This is a genomic window from Streptomyces sp. NPDC007162, assembly GCF_040634175.1.
In the GTDB taxonomy this organism is placed as follows: Bacteria; Actinomycetota; Actinomycetes; order Streptomycetales; family Streptomycetaceae; genus Streptomyces.
Genome location: NZ_JBEYFC010000006.1, coordinates 17099 through 38164, shown reverse-complemented (window position 1 = coordinate 38164; position 21066 = coordinate 17099). Strand labels below are relative to the sequence as shown.

The window sequence follows — 21066 nt, the reverse complement described above, 5'->3', positions numbered from 1 at the left end:
GTCCTCGTCACTGACCTCGACCGGGAGCGGGCGGCCCGTAGGGAGCCCGCGGCCGACGCAGGTTCACCCCTTGCTGTAGGTCAGGCTCTCGCCGCCGCCCTTCGCCGCCCGCTTCAGCCTGCCGTCCGGCAGCAGGGTCACCTCGGTGGGGTCTCCCGCGGTGCAGGACGAGAGGGGCTTGCCCGACGTGACCTTGGACGGCCCTATGTCCAGCGGACCGCCGGCACCGGGGCGGTCGGCGAGCTTCGCCGTGAACTCGCAGTGGTAGCCGGGTCCGGCGGCGACCAGGGTGAGCACCGTGTCGCCCACCGCGCCCTGCCGGATGGTCAGTTCGCGGGTGTTGTGGCCGGTGGAGTTGTCTATGGCGGTGGTCCAGGTGCCCAGGAAGGCGGTGGGCACCACCGGGCTGGTCGACGCGGAGGGCGACGAGGTGGGAGTCGGCTCCTCGGAGGTGGTCGGGGCGGCGGCCGAGGTGGTCGGGGTGGGTTTGTCGGGCGCCTTGGCGTCGTCGCCGCTGCCGCCGTTGTTCAGGAGCGCGTAGACGGAGCCGCCCGCGGCCAGCATCACGATCAGGGCGATGGTGACGAGGAGGGCGGTGGAGCGGGTGCGGCGAGGCTCGTCGGTGGGGGTGGGGTCGTAGGGCGGGGGCGGGGGTGGCGGGGTGTAGACCGGAGGGATGGGGTCCGGGCCCGGGGTGACCACGGTGGTGTAGGGGTTGTACGGGGTGGTCTGGGGGTGCGGTTGCGGGTAGCCGTACGCGGGGTGGGCCGCGGTGTGTTCGGGGGGTGTGCTGTGGTGGGGTGACTGCGGGTACGTGGGGGCCGGGCGCGCCCCCGCGGCGGCAGCCGCGGATCCACCACCGCCCCGCGCCCCTTGGCCGGCCTCCCCCTGCGTCTCCTGAACAGGTGCCGCCCGCAGGGCCCCGTGGACCGTCGGGTCCTCCACCTCCAGCAACTCCACGGCGTGGCGACCCAGTTGGGCCACCAGGGAACCGGGCAGCCAAGGGTCCCTCGACCGGCCCTGTTCGACCGTGTCGACCGCTCCCGTCCGGGCCAGGATCGCGTCCAGGGACGGGCGGGACGCCGGGTCCTTGCGCAGGCAGTCGCGGACCACGTCGGCGATGCCCTCGGGGAGACCGGAGAGGTCGGGGTCCTCCTGGGCGATACGGAACAGTACGGCGTGTTCACCGCCCCCGGTGGAGCCGAAGGGCAGCCGGCCGGTCGCCGCGTACGCCAGCACCGAGCCGAGGCAGAAGACGTCGCACGCCGGGGTGATCCGGTCGCCGCGCACCTGCTCGGGTGCCATGAAACCCGGCGAGCCGACCAGCGAGCCGGTCCGGGTGAGCCCCTCCCCCGGCGAGGTCTCCAGCGCCCGCGCGATGCCGAAGTCGATGACCCGGGGGCCCTCGATCGTGAGCATCACGTTGGACGGCTTGAGGTCGCGGTGGACGATCCCGGCCGCGTGGATGTTGGCCAGCGCGTGCGCCAGCCCGGCCGCGAGGATGCGCACCGACCGCTCCGGCAGCGGCCCGTGGTCGTGCTCGACGACCCGCTGGAGGCTCGGCCCGGCCACATAACCGGTGGCCACCCAGGGCACCTCGGCCTCGGTGTCGGCGTCCAGCACGGGCGCGGTCCAGAACCCGCCGACCCGCTGGGCGTTGCGCACCTCCTGCCGGAAGCGCGCCCGGAACTCCTCCTGCGCGGCAAGCTCCGCCCGCACCAGCTTCACGGCGACCGTACGGCCCCGCTCCGACCGGGCGAGATACACGTGCCCCATGCCGCCCGCGCCCAGCCGCGCGAGCAGCCGGTAGTTCCCGATGTGCTGCGGATCCCCCGGCCCCAGCTTCTCCATGGCAGATCCGCCCCTCCTCCACAGGTGTGATCGAGCCGAGAATATTCCGGCCGTGCGGGCCGCCGAGCCCCGCCCTGTCTACGGTTCCGTAACAGGTACCGGACGGCCGGGCACATCCACCGGTTGTGGACAACGTGTCGCGGAATCCGTCGGAGCACGGAACATGTCGCCGATATCGCGCCCCCTCCCGGCGCTCCTACGCTCCCCGCCATGACCCCTCAGCCCAATCCCCAGGCCGGAGCCGCCGTGAAGGCGGCCGACCGTGCGCACGTCTTCCACTCGTGGTCCGCGCAGGACCTCATCGACCCGCTGGCCGTGGCCGGTGCCGAAGGGTCGTACTTCTGGGACTACGACGGCAGGCGGTACCTGGACTTCACCAGCGGGCTCGTTTTCACCAACGTCGGCTACCAGCACCCGAAGGTCGTCGCCGCCGTCCAGGAGCAGGCCGCGACGATGACGACCTTCGCGCCCGCCTTCGCCGTCGAGGCGCGTTCGGAGGCGGCCCGGCTGATCGCCGAGCGGACGCCGGGCGACCTGGACCGGATCTTCTTCACCAACGGCGGCGCCGACGCGATCGAGCACGCGATGCGGATGGCCCGGCTGCACACGGGCCGCCCCAAGGTGCTGTCCGCGTACCGCTCGTACCACGGGGGCACGCAGCAGGCGATCAACCTCACCGGCGACCCGCGCCGCTGGGCCTCCGACGGCGCCGCCGCCGGGGTCGTGCACTTCTGGGCGCCCTTCCTCTACCGCTCCCGTTTCTACGCGGAGACCGAGGAGCAGGAGGCCGCCCGGGCGCTGGAGCACCTGGAGACGACGATCGCCTTCGAGGGGCCGGCGACCGTCGCCGCGATCGTCCTGGAGACGATCCCCGGGACCGCCGGGATCATGGTGCCGCCGCCGGGATACCTCGCGGGGGTCCGGGAGATCTGCGACAAGTACGGGATCGTCTTCGTCCTGGACGAGGTGATGGCCGGGTTCGGGCGGACCGGTGAGTGGTTCGCCGCCGACCTGTTCGGGGTCGTACCGGACCTGATGACCTTCGCCAAGGGGGTGAACAGCGGGTACGTGCCGCTCGGGGGTGTGGCGATCAGCGACCGGATCGCCGAGACCTTCGGGAAGCGGCCCTACCCGGGCGGGCTGACGTACTCCGGGCATCCGCTGGCGTGTGCCGCGGCCGTCGCCACCATCGGCGTGATGGCGGAGGAGGGGGTCGTCGAGAACGCCCGGCGGCTCGGCGCGGAGGTCGTCGGACCCGCGCTCGCCGCGCTCGCCGAACGGCACCCGAGCGTCGGCGAGGTACGCGGCACCGGCATGTTCTGGGCGCTCGAACTGGTGCGGAGCCGGGAGACCCGGGAGCCGCTGGTGCCGTACAACGCGGCGGGCGAGGCGAACGCGCCGATGGCGGCGTTCACGGCGGCCGCCAGGGAGCGCGGCCTGTGGCCGTTCGTGAACATGAACCGGACGCATGTCGTGCCACCGTGCAACGTCACCGAGGCGGAGCTGAAGGAGGGGTTCGCCGCACTGGACGCCGCCCTGAGCGTGGCCGACGAGTACACCGTGTGAGGTCACGGGCGGCCTTCCCCACAGAGAAGACGTACGGAGGCAACCCGAACGCGTAAGGTGGCGTGCTCGTAGATGTACATGTAAGCGAGCACGTCACCCGAACGCGTGAGGAGAGGCACCCGACGATGCCCGGCAACGGCGCTGTGACGCGCAGTACCCTGCGCCAGCAGATCGCGGACGCGCTCCGTGACGAGGTGCTCGCCGGGCGACTCCAGCCGGGCCGCGAGTTCACGGTCAAGGAGATCGCCGAACAGTACGGGGTCTCCGCCACGCCGGTCCGTGAGGCCCTGGTCGACCTGTCCGCGCAGGGCATCCTCGAAGCCGACCAGCACCGCGGCTTCCGCGTCCCCGAGTACACCCTGGCCGACTACCGGGGCATGATCGAGGCACGCTGCATGGTCATCGACGGCATGTTCCAGGCGTTGGCCGACGGCCACCACCCCGCCTTCGACGACACCCAGAACCCGCGCGTCACCGCCGCCCTGGCCGCGGTCCGCCGCCGCGGCGAGGAGGCGCACCGCGCCGCGACCGCCGGTGACCTCATCGTCCTCATCGGCTACGACCTGCGGTTCTGGCGGGAGCTTTCCGCCCTGTTCGGCAACCCCTACCTCGGCGACTTCCTGCACCGGCTGCGTGTCCAGTCCTGGGTGTGCGCGGTCCAGCAGCTGCGGCGGCTGCCCGATCTACGCGGGTATCTGTGGGCCGGGCACACGGAGTTGGTGGACGCGGTGGTCCGCCGTGACGCGGAGACCACCCGGGGGATCGTCGCCGCGTACAACACCCACTCCCTCGCCCTGATCGAGCGACTGTCGGAGAACGGATGACCGAGCCCACGGAACGGGCGGACGCGGAGCAGCGGACGGACGCGGAGCGGGCCGATGCGGAGCGGTTGGGCCTCTCCGTCGTCATACCCGCGTACAACGAGGAGGAGCGGCTCGGTCCCACCCTCGACGCCGTCACCCGTTATCTCGCGGACAACGAGAGCCGTTTCGGCTGCTGGGAAGTGATCGTCTCCGACGACGGTTCGACCGACGGCACTCGCGAGGTCGCCGCCCTGGCGCACCCGCACGTCCGGCTGGTCACCGCCGACCGCAACCGCGGCAAGGGCAACGCGCTGCGCCTCGGCGTCGCCGCGACGACGGGCGCCCGGGTGCTGGTCACCGACGCCGACCTGGCCGCCCCGATCGAGGAGCTGGAGCGGCTGGACAAGGCGCTCAGCGAGGGCAACGCGGCGGCGATCGGCTCGCGTGCGGTGCCCGGAGCGGAGATAGCCGACCGCCAGCACCGGCTGCGGGAGCTGCTCGGCCGGGCCGGGAACCTGCTGATACGTGCGACCGCCGTGCCCGGCCTGCGGGACACGCAGTGCGGTTTCAAGCTGTTCGACGGCGACCTGGCCCGTGAGTCGTTCGCCGCGTCCCGCCTCGACGGCTGGGGCATCGACGTCGAGGTCCTCCAGCACCTGCACCGGGCCGACCACCCCATCGCCGAGGTCCCGGTCCGCTGGAGCCACCAGCCGGGCTCGAAGGTGGGTGCGCTGGCCTACCCGAGGGTCCTCGGCGACCTGGTCCTGCTGCGGCTGCGCCGGCTGCGCCCCGCCGACCTGCTGGTCGCGGCCCTCTTCCTCGTCCTGTCCGTGGCGTTGTACTCGCACCGCTTCTTCGATCCCGGCCACCGCTACCTCGTCGACTCCATCCAGGACCAGAACCAGTGGGAGTGGTTCTTCGCGGTGACCGCGGACAACCTCGCGCACCTGCGCAACCCGCTCTTCTCCGACCTCCAGAACTTCCCCGACGGCGTGAACCTGATGGCCAACACGGTCATGCTGGGCATGTCCGTCCCGTTCGCCCCGCTCACCCTGCTCGCCGGACCGGCCGTCTCGCTCTCCGTCTGCATGGCGCTGGGCCTCGCCGCGACCGCCGTCGCCTGGTACTGGCTGATCGTGAAGCGGGTGGTACGGCACCGGGGCGCGGCCTTCGTCGGTGCGGCCCTCGCGGCCTTCGCGCCACCGATGGTCAGCCACGCCAACGCGCACCCGAACTTCGTGATCCTGTTCATGATCCCGCTGATCGTCGACCGCGCCCTGCGGCTGGCGACCGGCGCACGGGTCCGGCGGGACGGGATCGTGCTCGGCGTGCTGACGGCCTACCAGGTGTTCCTGGGCGAGGAGCCGCTGCTGCTGGCCGCGCTGGGGATGGTGCTGTTCGCCGTCGCGTACGCCGCGGTACGTCCCGACGTGGCGAAGGAGGCCTGGCGCCCGCTCGGCAAGGGGCTGCTGGTGGCCGGGGCGGTCTGCCTCCCGCTGGTGGCCTTCCCCCTGTACTGGCAGTTCACCGGGCCGCAGAGCTACCACAGCGTGCTGCACGGCGACAACGCCGGAAACAGCCCGCTCTCCCTGCTGGCCTTCGCCGAGCGCTCGCTGCTCTTCGGCGACGCGGCCCGTGCCAACGAGCTCTCCCTGAACCCGACCGAGCAGAACGCCTTCTACGGCTGGCCGCTGGTCCTGCTCGTCTTCGCGATCGTCGTACGACTGTGGGAACGGCCGCTGGTCAAGGCGCTGGCGTTCACCTCGCTGGCCGCGGCGGTGCTGTCGCTCGGCCCGAAGATCCGGATCCCGCTGACGGACACGGTGTACCCGGGTCCGTGGGCGCTGGTGCGGAAGTTCCCGCTGTTCGAGTCGGTGATCGAGGGCCGGGTCGCGATGATCTGCGCGCCCGCGCTGGGCGTCCTGCTGGCTATCTTCCTGGAGAAGGTGCTGTCCACCCAGCGGATCGGCACCCTCTACGCCGGCCTGCTCTCGGTCGCCCTCGCCCTGCTCCCGATCGTCCCGGCGCCCCTGAAGGCGGTCCCGCGGGAGCCGGTCCCGGCGTTCTTCACGAGCGGGGCGTGGAGGTCGTACGTGGGCACGGGCGAGTCCCTCGTACCGCTCCCGCTGCCCGATCCTGGCGCCGCGGAGGCGCTGCACTGGCAGACCACCGCCGGCCTCGGTTTCAAGATGCCCGGCGGATACTTCAACGGCCCCTACGGGGATGATCGCATCGGCATCTACGGCGCCGTCCCGCGCTACACCTCCGACATGCTGCGGGACGTCCGCTACACCGGGAAGGTGCCGGTGATCGGCAGGAACTGGCGGGCGCAGGCGAAGACGGACTTCGCGTACTGGAAGGCGGGCGTCCTGGTGGTCGCCCCGCAGCCCAACGACGACAAACTCCGGCAGGCCGTGACGGCACTGACCGGAAAACCCGGTAAGTGGACGGGCGGGGTGTGGGTATGGGACCTGCACGAGGGGCGCTGACCGACCCCGCACCGACTACTCTTCCTGACCACCTAGCTGACCACCTAGCCGCACACCGCTTGTGAACGCGCTGATACGAGGAGCCCTCTTTGGCCTGTGACCTCTGGCTGGTACCGCTCGTGGACGTGTTGTGCCACACGCCCGACAATCCGTTCGCCGAGGAACTCGCGCAATACAACAAGGTGCTCGCCGAGGCCGGACTGCCACCGGTGCCGGTGTACCAGTACATGCCGGGCCTGTCCGGTGAGGTGGCACCCGTGGCCGGCTTCGACTACGACGCGCTCCACTTCCTGCGCCGCGCGTACCTGCTCCAGGTCTGCGGCCTGCCCGTGTCCCCCGTGGACGACCTCGGCGGCGACTACGAGCAGCTCCTGGAGATGTTCGAGTCCACGGCCCAGCAGTCCCACCTCGTCTGGCACTACGACCACGCCGGCGCCTACGTCCCGGTCGACTTCCCCAGCCCGCTCTCCAGCGACGAACTCCTCGCGAGCGGCGGCCCGCTGGGCTCCTCGCACGCGCTGCTGCGCGAGCTGGAGTACGTCGCCCCGTCGATCGGCATCGACCCCGCGAACCCCCCGGCCGCACCGCAACCCCCCGCCGTCCCCACCGACTTGGAGGAGCCCGCGGTCCCGGCCCCCTACGACCCCAGCCCCTTCGCCCGCGAACGGCACGTATGGCTGGGCCTGCATGCGGCGGCGACCCGCAGCCTGGCCCAGGGATCGATGATCGTCTTCAGCTGACGGTCCGTGAACCCGCCCCCGTACGGCGGAACCCCATATGGCTCCTCCGGGGAGCGCGGCGAGAGATGTCGATCTAGCCTCCGAAATGAGCGCTTATCAGATCTTTTGTCCCGCGCTCCAGCGAACCCAAGGAGGAGACATGCGCAAGCTTCAGAAGGCAGCTGTTGCGGTCGCCATCATCGGCGGCGTCAGTTTCATGGGCACCGTCCCGGCCACCGCCCTCGCGCCCCAGGGCGGGCACCACGGCGGCGGTTGCCGGTCGCACGACTTCAACCTCGACATCCTCGGTGAGGTGGGCATCGCCAACGGGCTCGCCGGCAACCTCCTCAACGGTGAGGGCAGCCCGGGTGCGCAGTTCACCGACATGGGTTCCGACTGCGGCCACGGCTGGTAGGCCGCCACGCACCGACTGAACCGGCCTTGAGCCGCGTGATCATCTCTGAGTGAAGTGGACAGGGCTCCGGACCGCGTCGGTCCGGAGCCTTGGGGTGCGCGGTCAGCCTTGTTCGACGATCCGGATGGTGCGGATGCCCGTGCCCCGGTACCGCATCGGTGTCCTGGTCAGGACCGGACGGCCGCGCGGCCACTCGACGGTCGGCAGGGCGAGGTGCAGCACATGGGCACCACTCCAGTCCGGCTCGTCCTTCTCGTCCTCCCTGTTCCCCGCCTCGCCGTTCGCGGCACGCAGTCGCTTGCCGACGGCGGTGGCCGCCGCGAAGTCGAGCCCTTCGATGGTGACGGACGGCAGCGCGCCGACGTGCTCGGCGACCCTGGCCCGCTCCCGCTCCGCCGCGGCGAGGCTCACCGCGGGGATGTACACCCGCAACGCCGCATCCTTCTCCGCCTCGACGACCAGCCGGGAGGCCATCCTGTTGCCGGCCCCGAGCGCCAGGGCCGCCGTGTCGTCGAAGATGACGGCGCGCGGCAGCGGGTACCGCTCCTCCTGGCTCACTGGACCTCCCCGATCCGCCCCGACTCGATGGCGGCCCACAGCTGCTCGCCGGCCTTCTCGTCCTCTTCCGTGTAGGGCCTGCCGAGGAAGTGCTCCTCGACGTACGCCCTGGTCTCCTCGTACCGCTTGCGCAGCTCTTCCTTGGTGGGCGTGGCTCCGGCCAGCTCCGCCACGAGGTCCCGCATGCTCATCCCACGTTCCCGGGCGAGCTCCTGGAGGCGGTCACGGACAGCGGGGTCGACCTTGATCGTGGTGTCAGCCATGAGCACAGTATACCGTCGGTATACCACCTCGGGGCGCACAAGTGTGACAGTCAACGACGTTCCCTTCTCTGCTTTCTAGGCCGCCACGAGGCGAACTTTTTGCATTTCACCCGTGCGTGTCGCCGATTCGTACGGCCCGTCGAATACCTCGCAGGCCGTCGAGTACTGCCGGGTCACCGGGTCCCGCGTCACCACCCGGCGCAGATAACCCCGTTCCTCCAGCTCACGCAGGGCCGCGACGACCGACATGCACCCCTCCCGGCGCCGCTCGGCGAGGATGCGTTCGGTGATCCAGGACCCGTCGGGCAGCCCCAAGAGGTACGCCAGTACGCCTACCGCACCCCAGGACAGACGACGGTCCCCGAAACGGGTGCGGGCAAGAGCTGCGAAGGCGCGCACGGGCGCCATACGATGAACGCGCATCGGGAGGGCTCACTCCTGGTGTCGAGCCCCCGGGTGTTGGCGCACCGCGGGGGCAATCTGTTGATCGTGACTCTAGGGCCACGCAAAGAGCCGAACGCAAGCCACAATCCCTTTTTCCCGGCGCCACGTTGACGGATTTCACTCCGGGGAGTGAAGCGCGGAACGCAGCAGTCGCGTGTGCACGAAACGGTCGGGACAGGTCGGCCGGTACCGCCAGGACAACGGCCAGGTCATGCCGTCCAGCGCGGGGATCGGGATGTACGACACCCGGTCCGGGACGGCAGTCAGCCGGGTCACTTCCGCAGGCCACGGCAGGTGGCCCGTGCTCCCGGCCGGCACCAGGAAGTACACGCACCGCCGCCTGCTCGCGACCTCGATGACGGGCCCGGGATCACCCCCGGTCAACTCCGCGAGCCGATCGGCGAGCCGCCGCCCCCACGCCCCGTCGTCCACCCGCACGGCGTCGAACTGAACACCGGCTTTACGGAGTTGCACGCCGTGTGCCGGAATCCAGCCCAGCTTTGAGGGGTCACTTTCCGTGTTCATGGGATCAGTTTCGGCAGCCGGGGCTAGCTTTTCCATGACTCTGAGTCGACCACCGAATACGGTCGGAAATCGGGGTGCGTCGGTTGTGACCGGTTGAGTTCGGTTGAGTTCGGGGGTGACCGCAATGGCGCGGGCCGAGAACAAAGAGGAAGCGGGCGGTACGGCACAGATGGTGGCCGCCCTGGCGAAGGCCCTGCGTGAGCAACAAGGGCTGACCCAGGAGGAGCTGGGGAAACGGACGGGCTACACGGCCTCCGCGGTCAGCGCGATGGAGACGTGCGCGCAGCCCGCCAGCGACAAGATGCTGGTGGCGCTGGAGGAGGCCATCGGCAACGGGATGGGGGTCTTCGAGAAGGCCCGCAAGTGGATGCTGCTGGAGAAGTACCCCGCCCGGTTCCGGGGCTTCTCGGAGCTGGAGGCCGGGGCGGTCACGATCTCGTCGTACGGGACTCTCGTGGTCGACGGCTTGTTCCAGACCGAGGACTACGCACGGGCGCTGATCGGGGGCAGCTTCCCGCCGGTCTCCGAGCAGAAACGGGAGGAGCTGGTCGAGGCCCGGCTGGCCCGCCGGGCGCTGTTCAAGCGCGAGCCGGCCCCGATGATCGAGCTGATCCTCGAAGAGAGCGTGCTGAGGAGGCCGTTCGGCTCCTGGGACGTACTCCGGGGACAACTGCTCTCCCTCTCCGAGGACGCGCAGCGCGACAATGTGTGCCTGCACGTACTGCCGATGGAGCGGGGGCTGCGGGGGACGTACGCCGGTGATCGTGGGCCCATGAAGATGGTGGTGACCGCGGAGCACGAACACGTCGTCTACATGGAGATCGAGGACCAGGGCATCCTGGTCAGCGAACCGGAGGAGGTCTCCCAACTCGCCCACCGCTATGCGAAGATCCGCGCACAGGCCCTGAGTACCGACGACTCAGTGAGCCTCATCGAACGGTTGGCAGGAGAGAAGCGATGACCCGCACCAAAACCCTGCGATGGTTCAAGTCCAGCTACAGCGACGGCGGGGGCGGCGACTGCGTCGAGACCGCCTACACCTGGCGCAAGTCCTCCTACAGCGACGGCGGCGGCGGGAACTGCCTCGAAATAGCCCCCTGCCCCCACACCATCCACATCCGCGACTCCAAGACGGCCCCCGACGGCCCGCACCTCACCCTCTCCCCCGCCGCCTGGGCCTCCTTCCTGGAGGCGGAGGCGGGGCGCTAGCCGAAGACCGTGAACAGCGCGAGGGCGGGCCCGGTCGCGTAGACGAGCACGCCCAGGGCCAGGGACGTCCACGGTCGCCGCGCCCACACCACCCCAAGTACGACCGTGACCACCGCGGCGGCCAGCGTGACCGTCGGCCCGAACATCGCCACGAGCATCCAGACACCGGAGTCGTCGCAGAACCGCACTGTCCCGGCCGAGGTGCCACAGCTGTCACTGGCGAAGATCATGCCGAAGAACAACAGCCCGGTGACCGCGACCGCGGCCGCGAGGAGCAGCCCGGCCGTCACGGCGAAGCCCACCCTTGCGGGCCCACCCGACGAAGGGGCCGGCGGCGGGAACCCGGGACCGTACGACGGCGGGTACGGCTGCTGGTACGAGGGCGGCGGAAATCTCATGCCCCCAATGTCGCGCCGCCCGCGTGTTCCCGCCTGAGTACGACCGCGAGGAGCGGTTGAGTACCGTCGCTCAGGCGGCCGTCGACAGCTGAAGGGCACCGTGGGGCTCGGACAGCGAGACGATCTCCAGGAGGCACCCCATGAACGGCCGTACCCTCATCTCGGCGCTACGGACCCCCGTCGCCCTCGGCTACCTGCTGCTCGTCGCCGGGGTCACGGTGTGGGCCTGCGTGGACGCGGCGGCGTTCGACGGCAGCATGGCGCTGGTCTGGGCCTTCCTGGTCACCACCCCGACCTCCCTGCTCCTCCTGATGCTCCCCGGCCCACTGGTGTGGGCCGCGGTACCGGTCGGCGCGCTGGTCCAGGCGACCGTACTCGGCCTGGCACACCAACAGTTCCGCGGCCGCCTGTCCCACCGCCCGCTCGGCTGAGCTGTTTCGAATGATCCCACTGGTCATAGAGTCTGCGTGTGACCGCTGAAGATTCCGCAGATCCCGCAGATTCCGCGTTCGCGGTGCTGGGCGTGCTGGGTGATCCCGTGCGCCGTCGGCTCTACCGGCACGTCGCCGCCGCACCGGGTGCGGTCGGGCGCGACGCGGCCGCGGAAGCCGTCGGGGTGACCCGGTCGCTGGCCGCCTTCCACCTGGACAAGCTGGTCGAGGCGGGGTTGCTGGACGTGTCGTTCCAGCGGCTCTCCGGGCGCACCGGCCCAGGGGCCGGGCGGCCGGCGAAGGTGTACCGGCGTGCCGAGGGCGAGCACTCCGTGTCCGTCCCGCCCCGGTCCTACGACGCGGCCGGCCGGCTGCTTGCCGAGGTGGTGGAACACGCGGGCCTGGACCGGGAGTTGCAGACCGCGGCGCGGGCCGCGGGCGCGGCGGACCCGGACGCCGACGCCGGTGACCTGGTCGAGGTGCTGCGGACCCGTGGCTACGAGCCCTTCTGGGACGGGGAGACGCTGCGGCTGCACAACTGCCCCTTCCACGCGCTGGCCGGGGAGTTCCCCGCCCTGGTCTGCGGCATGAACCTCGCACTCCTGGAAGGTCTGGCGTCCGAGGAGTGGTCGCCGGCGATGGACCCGTGCCCCGGCGGGTGCTGTGTGTCCCTCTCTAAAAACAAAAGTCATTGACTATAGAAGTCGGGTCCGGCCATGCTGGACCCATGACTGGCTTTCATCTCGCGCAAGTCAACGTCGGCCGCATCGTCGCCCCGCTGGACGAACCCGAGTTGGCCGACTTCGTCGCCCTGCAGCCGGAGATCAACGGACTCGCCGACCGCAGCCCCGGATTCGTGTGGCGCCTGGTCGACGAGGAGGGGGCGGACGCCACGGGCATCCGCCCCGACCAGAACGACGAACTCCTCCTGATCAACTGTTCGGTCTGGGAGTCGGTCGAAGCCCTGCGGGACTTCACCTACCGCTCCGGCCACCTGCGCGTACTGAGCCGCCGCCGCGAGTGGTTCCACCGCGCGATCGAGCCGCACCTGGCCCTGTGGTGGGTCCCGGCCGGTCACCGCCCGAGCCTCGCCGAGGCGCTGGAGCGGGTCACGCTGGTACGCGAACACGGCCCCGGGCCGTCCGCGTTCACCCTGCGCGACCCCCACCCCGCACCGACCGCGGCCGAGATCGTCTGAAACGCCGACTCGCCCGCCGGAAAGGGCATCCGGCCGGGCGAGAGCGGAGTGATGACGAAACGTCAGGATCAGAAGACCGGCGTGCCGTTCTGGGTCAGCTTCCAGTTGGTGGCCGCGAAGGTCGACGGGTCGATGGTGCCCTTGGCCGTGGCGTAGGCGACCATCAGGTCGCGGACCTGGTTGGTGGAGCTGTAGGCGATCTCGGCGGACGCGATGTGCGGGTAGCCGGAGCCGCCGTTGGCGCGGTAGTTGTTGACGGCGACGACGAAGACCTGGTCGTCGGCGACCGCGGTGCCGTTGTAGGTCAGGTTCTTGATGCGCGAGCCCTCGGCCGCCGCGATGTCGATCTCGTAGTCGACGCCGGTCGCCATGTCGTACATGTAGTCCCAGAAGCTGTTGGCGTTGGTGAGGGTGGCGGTGTCCACCGCCGTGCCGGCCGGGACCTGGTGGTAGTACTTCGCCGCGTACTCCAGGTAGTCCTTGAGCTGGGCGCCGGTGAGCTTCTTGCCGTACAGGGTGTTCTCGTAGACGTAGAGGCCCGCGACGTCGCGGATCGTCACGTCACCTGCCGGGATGGTGGCCGTACGGCTGAAGCACGCGGCCACCGAGATCAGCGGGAGCGCGGCGTCCGCCGCCGACAGGCCCGCCTTCACCGCGTCCATCTGGACCTGCTGGATGAAGTCGATGGCGGGGACGTCCTTCCAGCAGGCCTCCGCCGTCGACATCGCGGCGGTGCAGGTGCCGATCGCGGTGTTGACGTACTTGACGACCAGCTGGTGGTCCGCGGTGAGGAGTTCGGTGATCCGCGGGTCCTCGGTGACGGTGTTGCTGTTCAGCGTGGTGGCGGTCTTCTTGGTGATCTTCCAGGAGCCGTGCACGTGCTCCAGCTCGAAGTCGAAGCGGGAGAGCCGGTAGCCGTAGCAGTACGGCTCGGAGAGGAGGACGTCCTCGCCCGTCTCCGCGTTCTTCACCGTGTAGGTCGGCACGTCGACGTGGGTGTGGCCGACGAGGATCGCGTCGATGCCGGGGACCTGCTCGGCGACCAGGTTCGACGCGTTCTCCACGTAGGGGAGTTCGTCGCCCCACGAGGTCGAGCCGTCCAGGCCGGAGTGGTCGGTGAGGAAGACGACGTCACAGCCGAGGGCACGCAGCCGCGGCACGTACTTCTTCGCCTGCTCGACCAGGCCCGTGAAGGCCATCTTCCCGGAGACGTTGTCCTTGTCCCACAGGGCGATGCCCGGGTTGGTCAGGCCGAGGATGCCGACCTTGATGTCCGGGCCGTGCGGGACCTTGACGCGCTTGACGGTGTAGGGCTGGAAGGCAGGCTTCAGCGTCTTGGCGTCCAGGGCGTTGGCACCGAGCAGCGGGAAGTCGCACTGCTTCTCGAAGGTGCGGACGACCTCGATGCCGTAGTTGAACTCGTGGTTGCCGAGGGCGGCCGCGTCGTAGCGCATCTCGTTCATGGCGATCGCCATGGGGTGCTTGGGGCCGCGCTTGCCGTCCTTGCCGGTGATCGGGTCGACGCTCGCGAAGTAGGAGGCGAGGGACGTGCCCTGGATGATGTCACCGGCGTCGACGAGCAGGACCCGGTCCGCGCCCAGCTCCTTGCGGATGTTCTTCACCAGGGTGGCGATCCGGGCGATGCCGTAGGTGTTGCCCTTGGAGTCCACGGGCGCCGCATTGGTGTAGTAGTCCCAGTTGAAGACGTGGCTGTGCAGGTCCGTGGTGCCCAGGATGGAGAAGCTCCAGGTGAGGGGCTTGCACTCGGGCTTGTGCGGGGCAGCCTGGGCGGTGCCGGTGCCGAGCGTCCCGGCGACCGCGACCGCGGCGCCTGTCACGGCCGACTTCTGCACGAACTCACGGCGGTTCAGGGGATGGGCGGGCATTCAGGTCTCCTGGGCTCGAAAGGCACGGTCGGTCGGGCGGCGCGGCGGAACTACCCGCGTAGATGCTGGCGTTCGCCTGTTACCGGCGTAACCACGAGCAGCCCAAGGGCCAGTCAAGGATTCCCAAGACCGGCCCAAGACACCTGTGCACTCGCGTCCTACAGGAACGAGTTGATCTCGATCGTCTCGTTGCGGCCCGGGCCCACGCCGATCGCGGAGATCGGGGCGCCGGACATCTCCTCCAGCGCCTTGACGTAGTTCTGGGCGTTCTTCGGCAGGTCCGCGAAGGACTTGGCCTTGGTGATGTCCTCGGACCAGCCGGGCAGGGTCTCGTAGACCGGCTTCGCGTGGTGGAAGTCGGTCTGGGAGTACGGGAGTTCCTCGACGCGCTTGCCGTCGATCTCGTACGCGACGCAGACCGGGATCTGCTCCCAGCCGGTGAGCACGTCGAGCTTGGTGAGGAAGAAGTCGGTCAGGCCGTTCACGCGGGTCGCGTAGCGGGCGATGACCGCGTCGAACCAGCCGCAGCGACGGTCCCGGCCGGTGGTCACACCGCGCTCGCCGCCGATCCGGCGCAGCGCGTCGCCGTCCTCGTCGAACAGCTCCGTCGGGAACGGGCCCGCGCCGACCCGGGTCGTGTACGCCTTCAGGATGCCGATGACCCGGCTGATCTTCGTCGGGCCGACGCCGGAGCCGGTGCAGGCACCGCCGGCGGTCGGGTTGGACGAGGTCACGAAGGGGTACGTGCCGTGGTCGATGTCGAGGAGCGTGCCCTGGCCGCCCTCGAAGAGGACCACCTTGTCGTCCTCCAGCGCCTGGTTGAGGACGAGGACCGTGTCGGCGACGTACGGAGCGAGCTTCTCCGCGTAGCCCAGCAGCTCCTCGACGACCTGCTCGACGCCGATCGCACGCCGGTTGTACAGCTTGGTGAGCAGCTGGTTCTTGACGTCGAGGGCCGCCTCGACCTTCTGGGTCAGGATCGACTCGTCGTACAGGTCCTGGACCCTGATGCCCACGCGGTTGATCTTGTCCGCGTAGGTCGGCCCGATACCGCGCCCGGTCGTCCCGATCTTCCTCTTCCCGAGGAAGCGTTCCGTCACCTTGTCGACGGTCACGTGGTACGGCGTGATGATGTGCGCGTTACCGCTGAGCAGGAGCTTGGACGTGTCGACGCCACGCTCGTTCAGACCGCTCAGCTCGGAGAGCAGGACCGACGGGTCGACGACGACACCGTTGCCGATGACCGGAACACATGTGGGCGAGAGGATTCCGGAAGGGAGGAGGTGGAGCGCATACTTCTGGTCGCCCACGACGACCGTGTGGCCGGCGTTGTTGCCGCCCTGGTATCGCACCACGTAGTCGACGGAGCCGCCTAGCAGGTCCGTCGCCTTTCCCTTGCCTTCGTCACCCCACTGAGCACCGAGCAGCACAAGTGCGGGCACGCGCGTACACCCCTTCCGGGCGGGGCATGTCCAAGGTCAGGGGCGTGCGCGTAATGTTCAGCGCCGCGTACCACCGCGACCGTCGTTGGCCGCACAACCGTCGGACCGGATGCCCCGGAATAGACGAAGCCCCTGGCGCAATAGCGCAAGGGGCTCTTGCACAGTGATGCTACCCGAGGAAGCGAGGCAGGACCGAGGTGGCGACTTTCGCGACGTCCGATCAGCTGCTGGTGATCATCGATCCGGCGGCGAGGGAAACGGACAACGAATCCGTCCGGATCGCGAAAGACGTGCTCAGCGCGGGTGCGGCCGCGAAGGTGTGCATGCCGGACGGGCCCGAGGAATTCGCCCGGGTGCTGTCCCGCCGGGGCTCGCGGCGGCCGGTGGTCATCGGCGACGACGGCGCCCTGGTCCGCGCGGTGACCCTGCTGCACCGCCGCCGGGAGCTGGCCGGATGTGTGCTCTCCGTGGTCCCGGTCGGGGGCGCGCAGAGCGTGGCCCACACCCTCGGGGTGCCCGCCGGTGCCGTGGCGGCGGCGCGGGCGGTGCTGGACGGCGTGGAGCGCCGGATGGACCTCCTGGTCGACGACAGCGACGGGGTGGTGCTGGGCGCGCTGCGCATCCCGCCGGTGGCGGCCGAGCCGCAGGTGCCGGAGCCGGAGCCGGAGACCGCGATACGGCCGTGGCTGCGGCCGTACCAGACCCTCGTACGGTCGCTGTCCACCCGCCCGGCCCCGGTCGTGCCCCGGCCGGGGCCCGCGCGGCTGCGGGTGGAGGTCGACGGGCGGACGGTGGTGGATCTGGACCAGCCGTTGGAGGGCGTGTCCGTGACCCCGGGCGCGCGCGGGGTGGCCGAGGTGGAGGTGCGGCCGCTGTCGGTGGGCGCCGAGGCGACTCCGCTACGCGCGTCGGGCCGGACGGTCACGGTGGCGGGCGCGGACTTCCGGTACCGGGCCGACGCGGGGGTGGCGGGGCCGGTACGGCGCCGGACGTGGCGGGTGATAGAGGGGGCCTGGGGACTGACGGTGCCGGCGTAGGCGCTCGCGGTCCGCGACGGTTCGTCCGCGACGGTTCGTGGAAGCGTGGTGAAGGTTCCACCGGCCGGGCTGACGTAGTGCAGCCGGGTACGTACGGTGCGTATATGCCAGGTGCATTACGGGCCGGACGTACGGCCGCCGTATGGGTCGCCGGTGCCGTCCTCGTCGTCGCCCCGGGAGTCGCGCCGGGAGCCGCGCGGGCGGCGGCCGCTCCCCGTGCCTTCCGGTACACCTGTGACTTCGGGCTGCTCGGCGGACAGGCCATGACGGGGTCGGTCGCGTGGGACGTCTCCGACACCCACGTGGTCGGCCGGCCCACTCCACGGCTGCCGGTGGACGCGTCGGCCACGGTCGGCGGGCTCGTCCCGGGGGGACTGCGGACGATCGGGGCGACGAGCCTCGCAGGCACGGCGAAGGTGCACGCCGTCGTGGCCGCGCCGCAGGGGGACGTGGACGTCACCGTGCCGATGGACGTGCCCGTGACCCAGATCCCGGCGTCGGGGGCGATGACCGTCCCGGCGCACGGGACCGCGCCGTCGCTCACCTTCACGCGGGCGGGCACCGCGAGGATCGTGGCAGGTGACATCGAGATGCGTGTGACGCCGCGGAAGGCGGACGGCAGCGAGACGGTGGCGGGCACGGTGAACGCGTCGTGCGATGTGGACCAGGACCAGGACAGGGTGCTGTCGTCGTTCCGGATACTGCCGGCGGAGGCGTCGCCCGCACCGACGGGGGCGGGGCCGGGGTCGGGGGGCGGGGCGGGGTCGGGTGGGTCAGTGACAGGTGGTGGGACGGGGACGGGAGGTGGGTCCGGGTCGGGGGCGGGTTCGGGGTCCGGAGCGGGCTCCGGGTCCGGGACGGGTTCGGGTCCAGGTTCCGGCACAGGGGCGGGGGCCGGGGACGACGGGGCTCAGGGTTCTCCGCGGGGCAGGGGCTCCCGTAGTCCCGGGCCCGGAGGATCCGGCACCCCGAGCGGTACTGCGTCGGCGTCGGCGTCGGCAGCGGTCTCGCCGTCCGCGTCGGCCGCCCCCGGCGGTGCGCCGACCTTCGCCCGCCCCGAGACCGACTCCGCGGACCGCACCCGCGCACAGGACCGTACGGCCGTCCCCGCCCCGCTGCGCGCGGCGGTCGCGGTGCTGGTCGTGGCCGGGGCCGCGTTCGGCAGCGCGATGTGGTTCCGGCGGCGCCGGGGCGACGATGGCTGAGCGCGCGACGGGCGGCGGCGAGCAGCGCGGACCCGACGTCGTCAACGCGCACCAGCACGGCAGCGGGACCCAGGTCGTCGCCAGGTCCATCGGCGTGGTGAACCTCGGCACCGGCAGGCTCCCGCAGGACGAACTGGCCGCGAGCATCCTGCTGCGCCGCCGGGACGAGCAGGCGCAGCTCGGCATCGGGGACCGCCGGCGGATGCAGGTGCGCTGGACACCCCCGGGCGACGAGGAGCTGGCCACGGACCACCCGGAACTCGTCTGGGGCGAGGGCTCCGAGCAGGACCTGACCGGGAACCTGGACGAGATCGCCCAGGTCTACGAGCGGATCCCGACGGGCCGGCTGGTGGTGCTGGGCAGAGCCGGCTCGGGAAAGAGCGTGCTGGGCACCCAGTTCGTCCTGCGGTGGCTGGAGCAGCGCTCCGCCGGCGCACCGGTCTCGGAGATCTTCAGCCTCGGGTCGTGGAACCCGGCCGAGGTGGCGCTGACCCGCTGGCTGAGCGACCAGTTGAGCCGCGACCGGCCCTGGCTGGCCGCCGCCCACCCCGACGGGGGGATGACACTCGCCGAGAGACTGGTGAGCGAGCGGCTGATCCTGCCCGTCCTGGACGGCTTCGACGAGATCCCGGAAGGTCTGCGCGACGACGCGCGCAAGAAGCTCTCGGCCACCTGGCTGCCGTACGTCCTCACCAGCCGCTACGACGAGTACAAGGAGGCCGTCGAGGACACCACGGGCTTGCAGGGCGCCGCCGTCGTGGTGCTGGCGGACCTCCCCCCGGACGACTCGGTGCGGTACCTGCGGTTCAGCGGCCCGCAGAGCGCCGCCGCCGACTGGGACCCGGTGCTGGCCGACATGCGGGACCACCCCGACGGCCCGCTGCGCAAGGCGCTGTCCACCCCGCTGATGGTCGCCCTGGCCGCCGCCGTCCACGGCGAGCGCGGCGCGAGCGGCCCGGAGACGTTGCTGGACAGCGCGGAGTTCCCGACCTCGGACCGCGTCGAACGGCACCTGCTCACCGCGTTCCTCCCGTCGGTGTACCCGCGTCCGTCGCACGCCCGGCGCGCCCGGCGCTGGCTCGCCTACCTCGCCCACGACCTGAGACAACGGGAGACGCCGACGCCCGACCTGGCCTGGTGGGAACTCGGCACGACGCTGCCGCTCCGACAGCGCACCGCGGTGATCGCGTTCCTCGCCGGGGTGTCCTTCGCCTTCGTCACCGCGGTCGGGAACATCCCGGTCGACCTGATCGGCTCCTCGCACGGACTCGGGTTCGCCGTCCGGCGCGGGCTGGTCGTCGGCACCCTGCACGGGCTGCTGCTGGGCGCGGCGTGCGGCTTCATCTACCACCGGGCCAGCGGCAACGACGCCCTGAAACCGTCCCCGATCGAGATCACGCTCCGCCGGGACGCCGGGCGGCGGCTGCGGGACGGGCTGTCGAGCAGGATCGCCGTCGGTTCCCTGGTCGCGCTGGCGGGCGCGGTCGCGATCGTCGCCGTGGACCGGTCCGTGGTGCCGTGGCTGGGGCTCGACGACGGGCTCGGCGGCGGACTGGTGTCCGCGGCCCAGTTGCCGCTCATCTTCGGGCTCGGGACCGGTCTGGTGCTGGCGGTCACGGACTGGCTGGAGGCACCCGCCGACGTGGACAGGTCGGCGAGCTGCGTGGACCTGCTGCGGATGAACCGCAGGAACGTCCACGCCCACATCGCCGTCTGGGCGCTCGTGTTCGGTTTCCTCGCCTGGTTCGGCGGCAGCTTCACCGAGACCCCGCTGCGCAGCCTCCAGCTGGGTCTCGTCTTCGGCATCGAGGGGGCGTTCGGGGGCGGCCTCGGGTACGGGCTGTGTCTGACCGCGTGGGGGCAGTGGATCGCGCTGGCGCGGATCTGGCTGCCTCTGACGGGACGGCTGCCCTGGCGGCTGGTCACGTTCCTGGAGGACGCCTGCGAGCGCCGGGCGTTGCGGCGGGCGGGGGCGGTGTACCAGTTCCGGCACGCGCGGCTGCAGGACCTGCTGACCGAGGATCCCGGGATTCAGCCCCGGCCCTGACCGGTCGTCCGGCCGGGCGCCCCGGTTCCGCCGAACAGTTCGTCCCGGCGCGCCCGCCAGCGCTCCATCATCTGCGCGATCTCCCCGTCCACGAACTCGAAGAACGCGAGCGTCTCGGCCAGCCGCCGCCCCGCGGGGGTGCCCGCGCCGAGGCTGTCCACACCCTCCCTGAGCGCGCCCTCCCACCGCTTGATCACGGCGTCCCGGTTGGTGAGGGCCTCGTACCACTGGTTGCTGTGCACCCGGTACCGCTCCCGCCGCGAGCCCGGTTCCCGCTCCCGCGCGACCATGTGCTGCTGCGCCAGGTAGCGCACCCCGCCGGACACCGCGGCCGGGCTGACCTGGAGCTGTTCGCCGAGTTCCGCCGAGGTCATGGTGCCGGAGTCGGAGGACAGCAGGGCCGCGAAGATGCGGGCCGGCATGCGCTGCATCCCGGCTTCGACGAGCTGCGCCGCGAAGCTCTCCACGAACGTCGAGACGGCCTCCCGGTCACGTCCCCCGGCGCGCCCCTGGTCGCCTCCCCCGGCACGGCCTGCCGCATCCGTAGTCATGGTCACCACTCTAGCGTCGGTTTCCGCGC

General features: G+C 71.0%; 22 protein-coding genes. 13 read left to right on the top strand and 9 right to left on the bottom strand.

From position 1 onward, the window contains the following. Positions 1 to 63 precede the first annotated feature (63 nt). Entirely contained in the window at positions 64 to 1851 is a 1788-nt protein-coding gene (locus tag ABZ646_RS01565; RefSeq protein ID WP_360511795.1) for a serine/threonine-protein kinase, read from the bottom strand. Between the two features lie 210 nt (positions 1852 to 2061). On the opposite strand from ABZ646_RS01565, the gene ABZ646_RS01560 reads away from it, so the two are divergent. The 5 genes from ABZ646_RS01560 to ABZ646_RS01540 all read left to right on the top strand — a co-directional run bounded on the left by ABZ646_RS01560 (position 2062) and on the right by ABZ646_RS01540 (position 7843). After that, on the top strand, positions 2062 to 3417 hold the full coding sequence (locus ABZ646_RS01560; RefSeq protein WP_360511793.1) for an aspartate aminotransferase family protein: 1356 nt from the start codon (positions 2062 to 2064) through the stop codon (positions 3415 to 3417). Positions 3418 to 3542: 125 nt separating this feature from the next. Next, positions 3543 to 4241: a GntR family transcriptional regulator gene (locus ABZ646_RS01555; RefSeq protein ID WP_360511791.1), complete on the top strand. Its 699-nt coding sequence runs from the start codon at positions 3543 to 3545 to the stop codon at positions 4239 to 4241. Further along, positions 4238 to 6709, top strand: coding sequence for a dolichyl-phosphate beta-glucosyltransferase (locus ABZ646_RS01550; RefSeq protein ID WP_360511789.1), 2472 nt, complete (start codon positions 4238 to 4240; stop codon positions 6707 to 6709). Before ABZ646_RS01555 ends, ABZ646_RS01550 begins: the two co-directional genes overlap by 4 nt. A gap of 89 nt (positions 6710 to 6798) precedes the next feature. Next, on the top strand, positions 6799 to 7449 hold the full coding sequence (locus ABZ646_RS01545; protein WP_132889559.1) for a hypothetical protein: 651 nt from the start codon (positions 6799 to 6801) through the stop codon (positions 7447 to 7449). A 139-nt stretch (positions 7450 to 7588) separates the two neighbouring features. Then, a complete protein-coding gene (locus tag ABZ646_RS01540; protein WP_360511787.1) occupies positions 7589 to 7843 on the top strand; it encodes a hypothetical protein in 255 nt (84 codons plus the stop codon). Between the two features lie 102 nt (positions 7844 to 7945). Here ABZ646_RS01540 and ABZ646_RS01535 read toward each other — a convergent pair whose 3' ends face one another. The 4 genes from ABZ646_RS01535 to ABZ646_RS01520 form a co-directional block, all read right to left on the bottom strand. Then, complete coding sequence (locus ABZ646_RS01535) at positions 7946 to 8401, bottom strand: hypothetical protein (protein WP_360511785.1); 456 nt, start codon at positions 8399 to 8401, stop codon at positions 7946 to 7948. Next, positions 8398 to 8664 (bottom strand): hypothetical protein, encoded by a 267-nt coding sequence (locus ABZ646_RS01530; RefSeq protein WP_360511783.1) that lies wholly within the window; start codon positions 8662 to 8664, stop codon positions 8398 to 8400. Before ABZ646_RS01530 ends, ABZ646_RS01535 begins: the two co-directional genes overlap by 4 nt. Before the next feature lie 75 nt (positions 8665 to 8739). Beyond that, entirely contained in the window at positions 8740 to 9087 is a 348-nt protein-coding gene (locus ABZ646_RS01525; protein ID WP_360511781.1) for a hypothetical protein, read from the bottom strand. A 138-nt stretch (positions 9088 to 9225) separates the two neighbouring features. Next, positions 9226 to 9633, bottom strand: coding sequence for a hypothetical protein (locus ABZ646_RS01520; protein WP_360511779.1), 408 nt, complete (start codon positions 9631 to 9633; stop codon positions 9226 to 9228). A 124-nt stretch (positions 9634 to 9757) separates the two neighbouring features. Between ABZ646_RS01520 and ABZ646_RS01515 the strand changes: the two genes are divergently transcribed. Then, positions 9758 to 10594, top strand: a complete 837-nt coding sequence (locus ABZ646_RS01515; protein ID WP_360234157.1) for a helix-turn-helix transcriptional regulator — start codon at positions 9758 to 9760, stop codon at positions 10592 to 10594. After that, positions 10591 to 10842: a DUF397 domain-containing protein gene (locus tag ABZ646_RS01510; protein ID WP_360511777.1), complete on the top strand. Its 252-nt coding sequence runs from the start codon at positions 10591 to 10593 to the stop codon at positions 10840 to 10842. The genes ABZ646_RS01515 and ABZ646_RS01510 overlap by 4 nt, the downstream gene beginning before the upstream one ends. On the opposite strand, the gene ABZ646_RS01505 is transcribed toward ABZ646_RS01510, so the two are convergent. Next, positions 10839 to 11240, bottom strand: a complete 402-nt coding sequence (locus ABZ646_RS01505; RefSeq protein ID WP_360511775.1) for a hypothetical protein — start codon at positions 11238 to 11240, stop codon at positions 10839 to 10841. The two genes, ABZ646_RS01510 and ABZ646_RS01505, sit on opposite strands and share 4 nt — an antisense overlap. Positions 11241 to 11380: 140 nt before the next feature. Here ABZ646_RS01505 and ABZ646_RS01500 point away from each other — a divergent pair, with 140 nt between their 5' ends. From ABZ646_RS01500 to ABZ646_RS01490, 3 genes are read left to right on the top strand one after another with little or no spacing between them, the layout of a single operon-like run. Next, positions 11381 to 11671 carry a hypothetical protein gene (locus ABZ646_RS01500; protein WP_360232853.1) on the top strand — a complete coding sequence of 97 codons (291 nt, stop codon included), beginning with the start codon at positions 11381 to 11383 and terminating at the stop codon, positions 11669 to 11671. 38 nt (positions 11672 to 11709) lie between these two features. Beyond that, entirely contained in the window at positions 11710 to 12366 is a 657-nt protein-coding gene (locus ABZ646_RS01495; RefSeq protein ID WP_360511773.1) for a helix-turn-helix domain-containing protein, read from the top strand. Between the two features lie 32 nt (positions 12367 to 12398). Next, positions 12399 to 12869, top strand: a complete 471-nt coding sequence (locus ABZ646_RS01490) for a DUF3291 domain-containing protein (protein ID WP_360511771.1) — start codon at positions 12399 to 12401, stop codon at positions 12867 to 12869. Positions 12870 to 12937: 68 nt separating this feature from the next. On the opposite strand, the gene ABZ646_RS01485 is transcribed toward ABZ646_RS01490, so the two are convergent. Then, a complete protein-coding gene (locus ABZ646_RS01485) occupies positions 12938 to 14755 on the bottom strand; it encodes a 5'-nucleotidase C-terminal domain-containing protein (RefSeq protein WP_360511769.1) in 1818 nt (605 codons plus the stop codon). Positions 14756 to 14913: 158 nt separating this feature from the next. Next, entirely contained in the window at positions 14914 to 16197 is a 1284-nt protein-coding gene (locus ABZ646_RS01480; protein WP_360511767.1) for an adenylosuccinate synthase, read from the bottom strand. A gap of 197 nt (positions 16198 to 16394) precedes the next feature. On the opposite strand from ABZ646_RS01480, the gene ABZ646_RS01475 reads away from it, so the two are divergent. From ABZ646_RS01475 to ABZ646_RS01465, 3 genes are all read left to right on the top strand, one after another. Next, a complete protein-coding gene (locus ABZ646_RS01475) occupies positions 16395 to 17234 on the top strand; it encodes a diacylglycerol kinase family protein (RefSeq protein ID WP_360511765.1) in 840 nt (279 codons plus the stop codon). 104 nt (positions 17235 to 17338) lie between these two features. Further along, entirely contained in the window at positions 17339 to 18439 is a 1101-nt protein-coding gene (locus ABZ646_RS01470) for a DUF6801 domain-containing protein (RefSeq protein WP_360511763.1), read from the top strand. Then, positions 18432 to 20486, top strand: coding sequence for an NACHT domain-containing protein (locus ABZ646_RS01465; protein WP_360511761.1), 2055 nt, complete (start codon positions 18432 to 18434; stop codon positions 20484 to 20486). The genes ABZ646_RS01470 and ABZ646_RS01465 overlap by 8 nt, the downstream gene beginning before the upstream one ends. On the opposite strand, the gene ABZ646_RS01460 is transcribed toward ABZ646_RS01465, so the two are convergent. Continuing rightward, a complete protein-coding gene (locus ABZ646_RS01460) occupies positions 20471 to 21037 on the bottom strand; it encodes a MarR family transcriptional regulator (protein ID WP_360511759.1) in 567 nt (188 codons plus the stop codon). The two genes, ABZ646_RS01465 and ABZ646_RS01460, sit on opposite strands and share 16 nt — an antisense overlap. Positions 21038 to 21066: the final 29 nt, after the last annotated feature.

Bases quoted from the DNA above. Each gene is read 5' to 3' on its own strand.
- ABZ646_RS01565 (WP_360511795.1), bottom strand. From the start codon at position 1,851: ATGGAGAAGCTGGGGCCGGGGGATCCGCAGCACATCGGGAACTACCGG.
- ABZ646_RS01560 (WP_360511793.1), top strand. From the start codon at position 2,062: ATGACCCCTCAGCCCAATCCCCAGGCCGGAGCCGCCGTGAAGGCGGCC.
- ABZ646_RS01555 (WP_360511791.1), top strand. From the start codon at position 3,543: ATGCCCGGCAACGGCGCTGTGACGCGCAGTACCCTGCGCCAGCAGATC.
- ABZ646_RS01550 (WP_360511789.1), top strand. From the start codon at position 4,238: ATGACCGAGCCCACGGAACGGGCGGACGCGGAGCAGCGGACGGACGCG.
- ABZ646_RS01540 (WP_360511787.1), top strand. From the start codon at position 7,589: ATGCGCAAGCTTCAGAAGGCAGCTGTTGCGGTCGCCATCATCGGCGGC.
- ABZ646_RS01530 (WP_360511783.1), bottom strand. From the start codon at position 8,664: ATGGCTGACACCACGATCAAGGTCGACCCCGCTGTCCGTGACCGCCTC.
- ABZ646_RS01525 (WP_360511781.1), bottom strand. From the start codon at position 9,087: ATGCGCGTTCATCGTATGGCGCCCGTGCGCGCCTTCGCAGCTCTTGCC.
- ABZ646_RS01520 (WP_360511779.1), bottom strand. From the start codon at position 9,633: ATGAACACGGAAAGTGACCCCTCAAAGCTGGGCTGGATTCCGGCACAC.
- ABZ646_RS01515 (WP_360234157.1), top strand. From the start codon at position 9,758: ATGGCGCGGGCCGAGAACAAAGAGGAAGCGGGCGGTACGGCACAGATG.
- ABZ646_RS01510 (WP_360511777.1), top strand. From the start codon at position 10,591: ATGACCCGCACCAAAACCCTGCGATGGTTCAAGTCCAGCTACAGCGAC.
- ABZ646_RS01505 (WP_360511775.1), bottom strand. From the start codon at position 11,240: ATGAGATTTCCGCCGCCCTCGTACCAGCAGCCGTACCCGCCGTCGTAC.
- ABZ646_RS01500 (WP_360232853.1), top strand. From the start codon at position 11,381: ATGAACGGCCGTACCCTCATCTCGGCGCTACGGACCCCCGTCGCCCTC.
- ABZ646_RS01490 (WP_360511771.1), top strand. From the start codon at position 12,399: ATGACTGGCTTTCATCTCGCGCAAGTCAACGTCGGCCGCATCGTCGCC.
- ABZ646_RS01485 (WP_360511769.1), bottom strand. From the start codon at position 14,755: ATGCCCGCCCATCCCCTGAACCGCCGTGAGTTCGTGCAGAAGTCGGCC.
- ABZ646_RS01470 (WP_360511763.1), top strand. From the start codon at position 17,339: ATGCCAGGTGCATTACGGGCCGGACGTACGGCCGCCGTATGGGTCGCC.
- ABZ646_RS01465 (WP_360511761.1), top strand. From the start codon at position 18,432: ATGGCTGAGCGCGCGACGGGCGGCGGCGAGCAGCGCGGACCCGACGTC.
- ABZ646_RS01460 (WP_360511759.1), bottom strand. From the start codon at position 21,037: ATGACTACGGATGCGGCAGGCCGTGCCGGGGGAGGCGACCAGGGGCGC.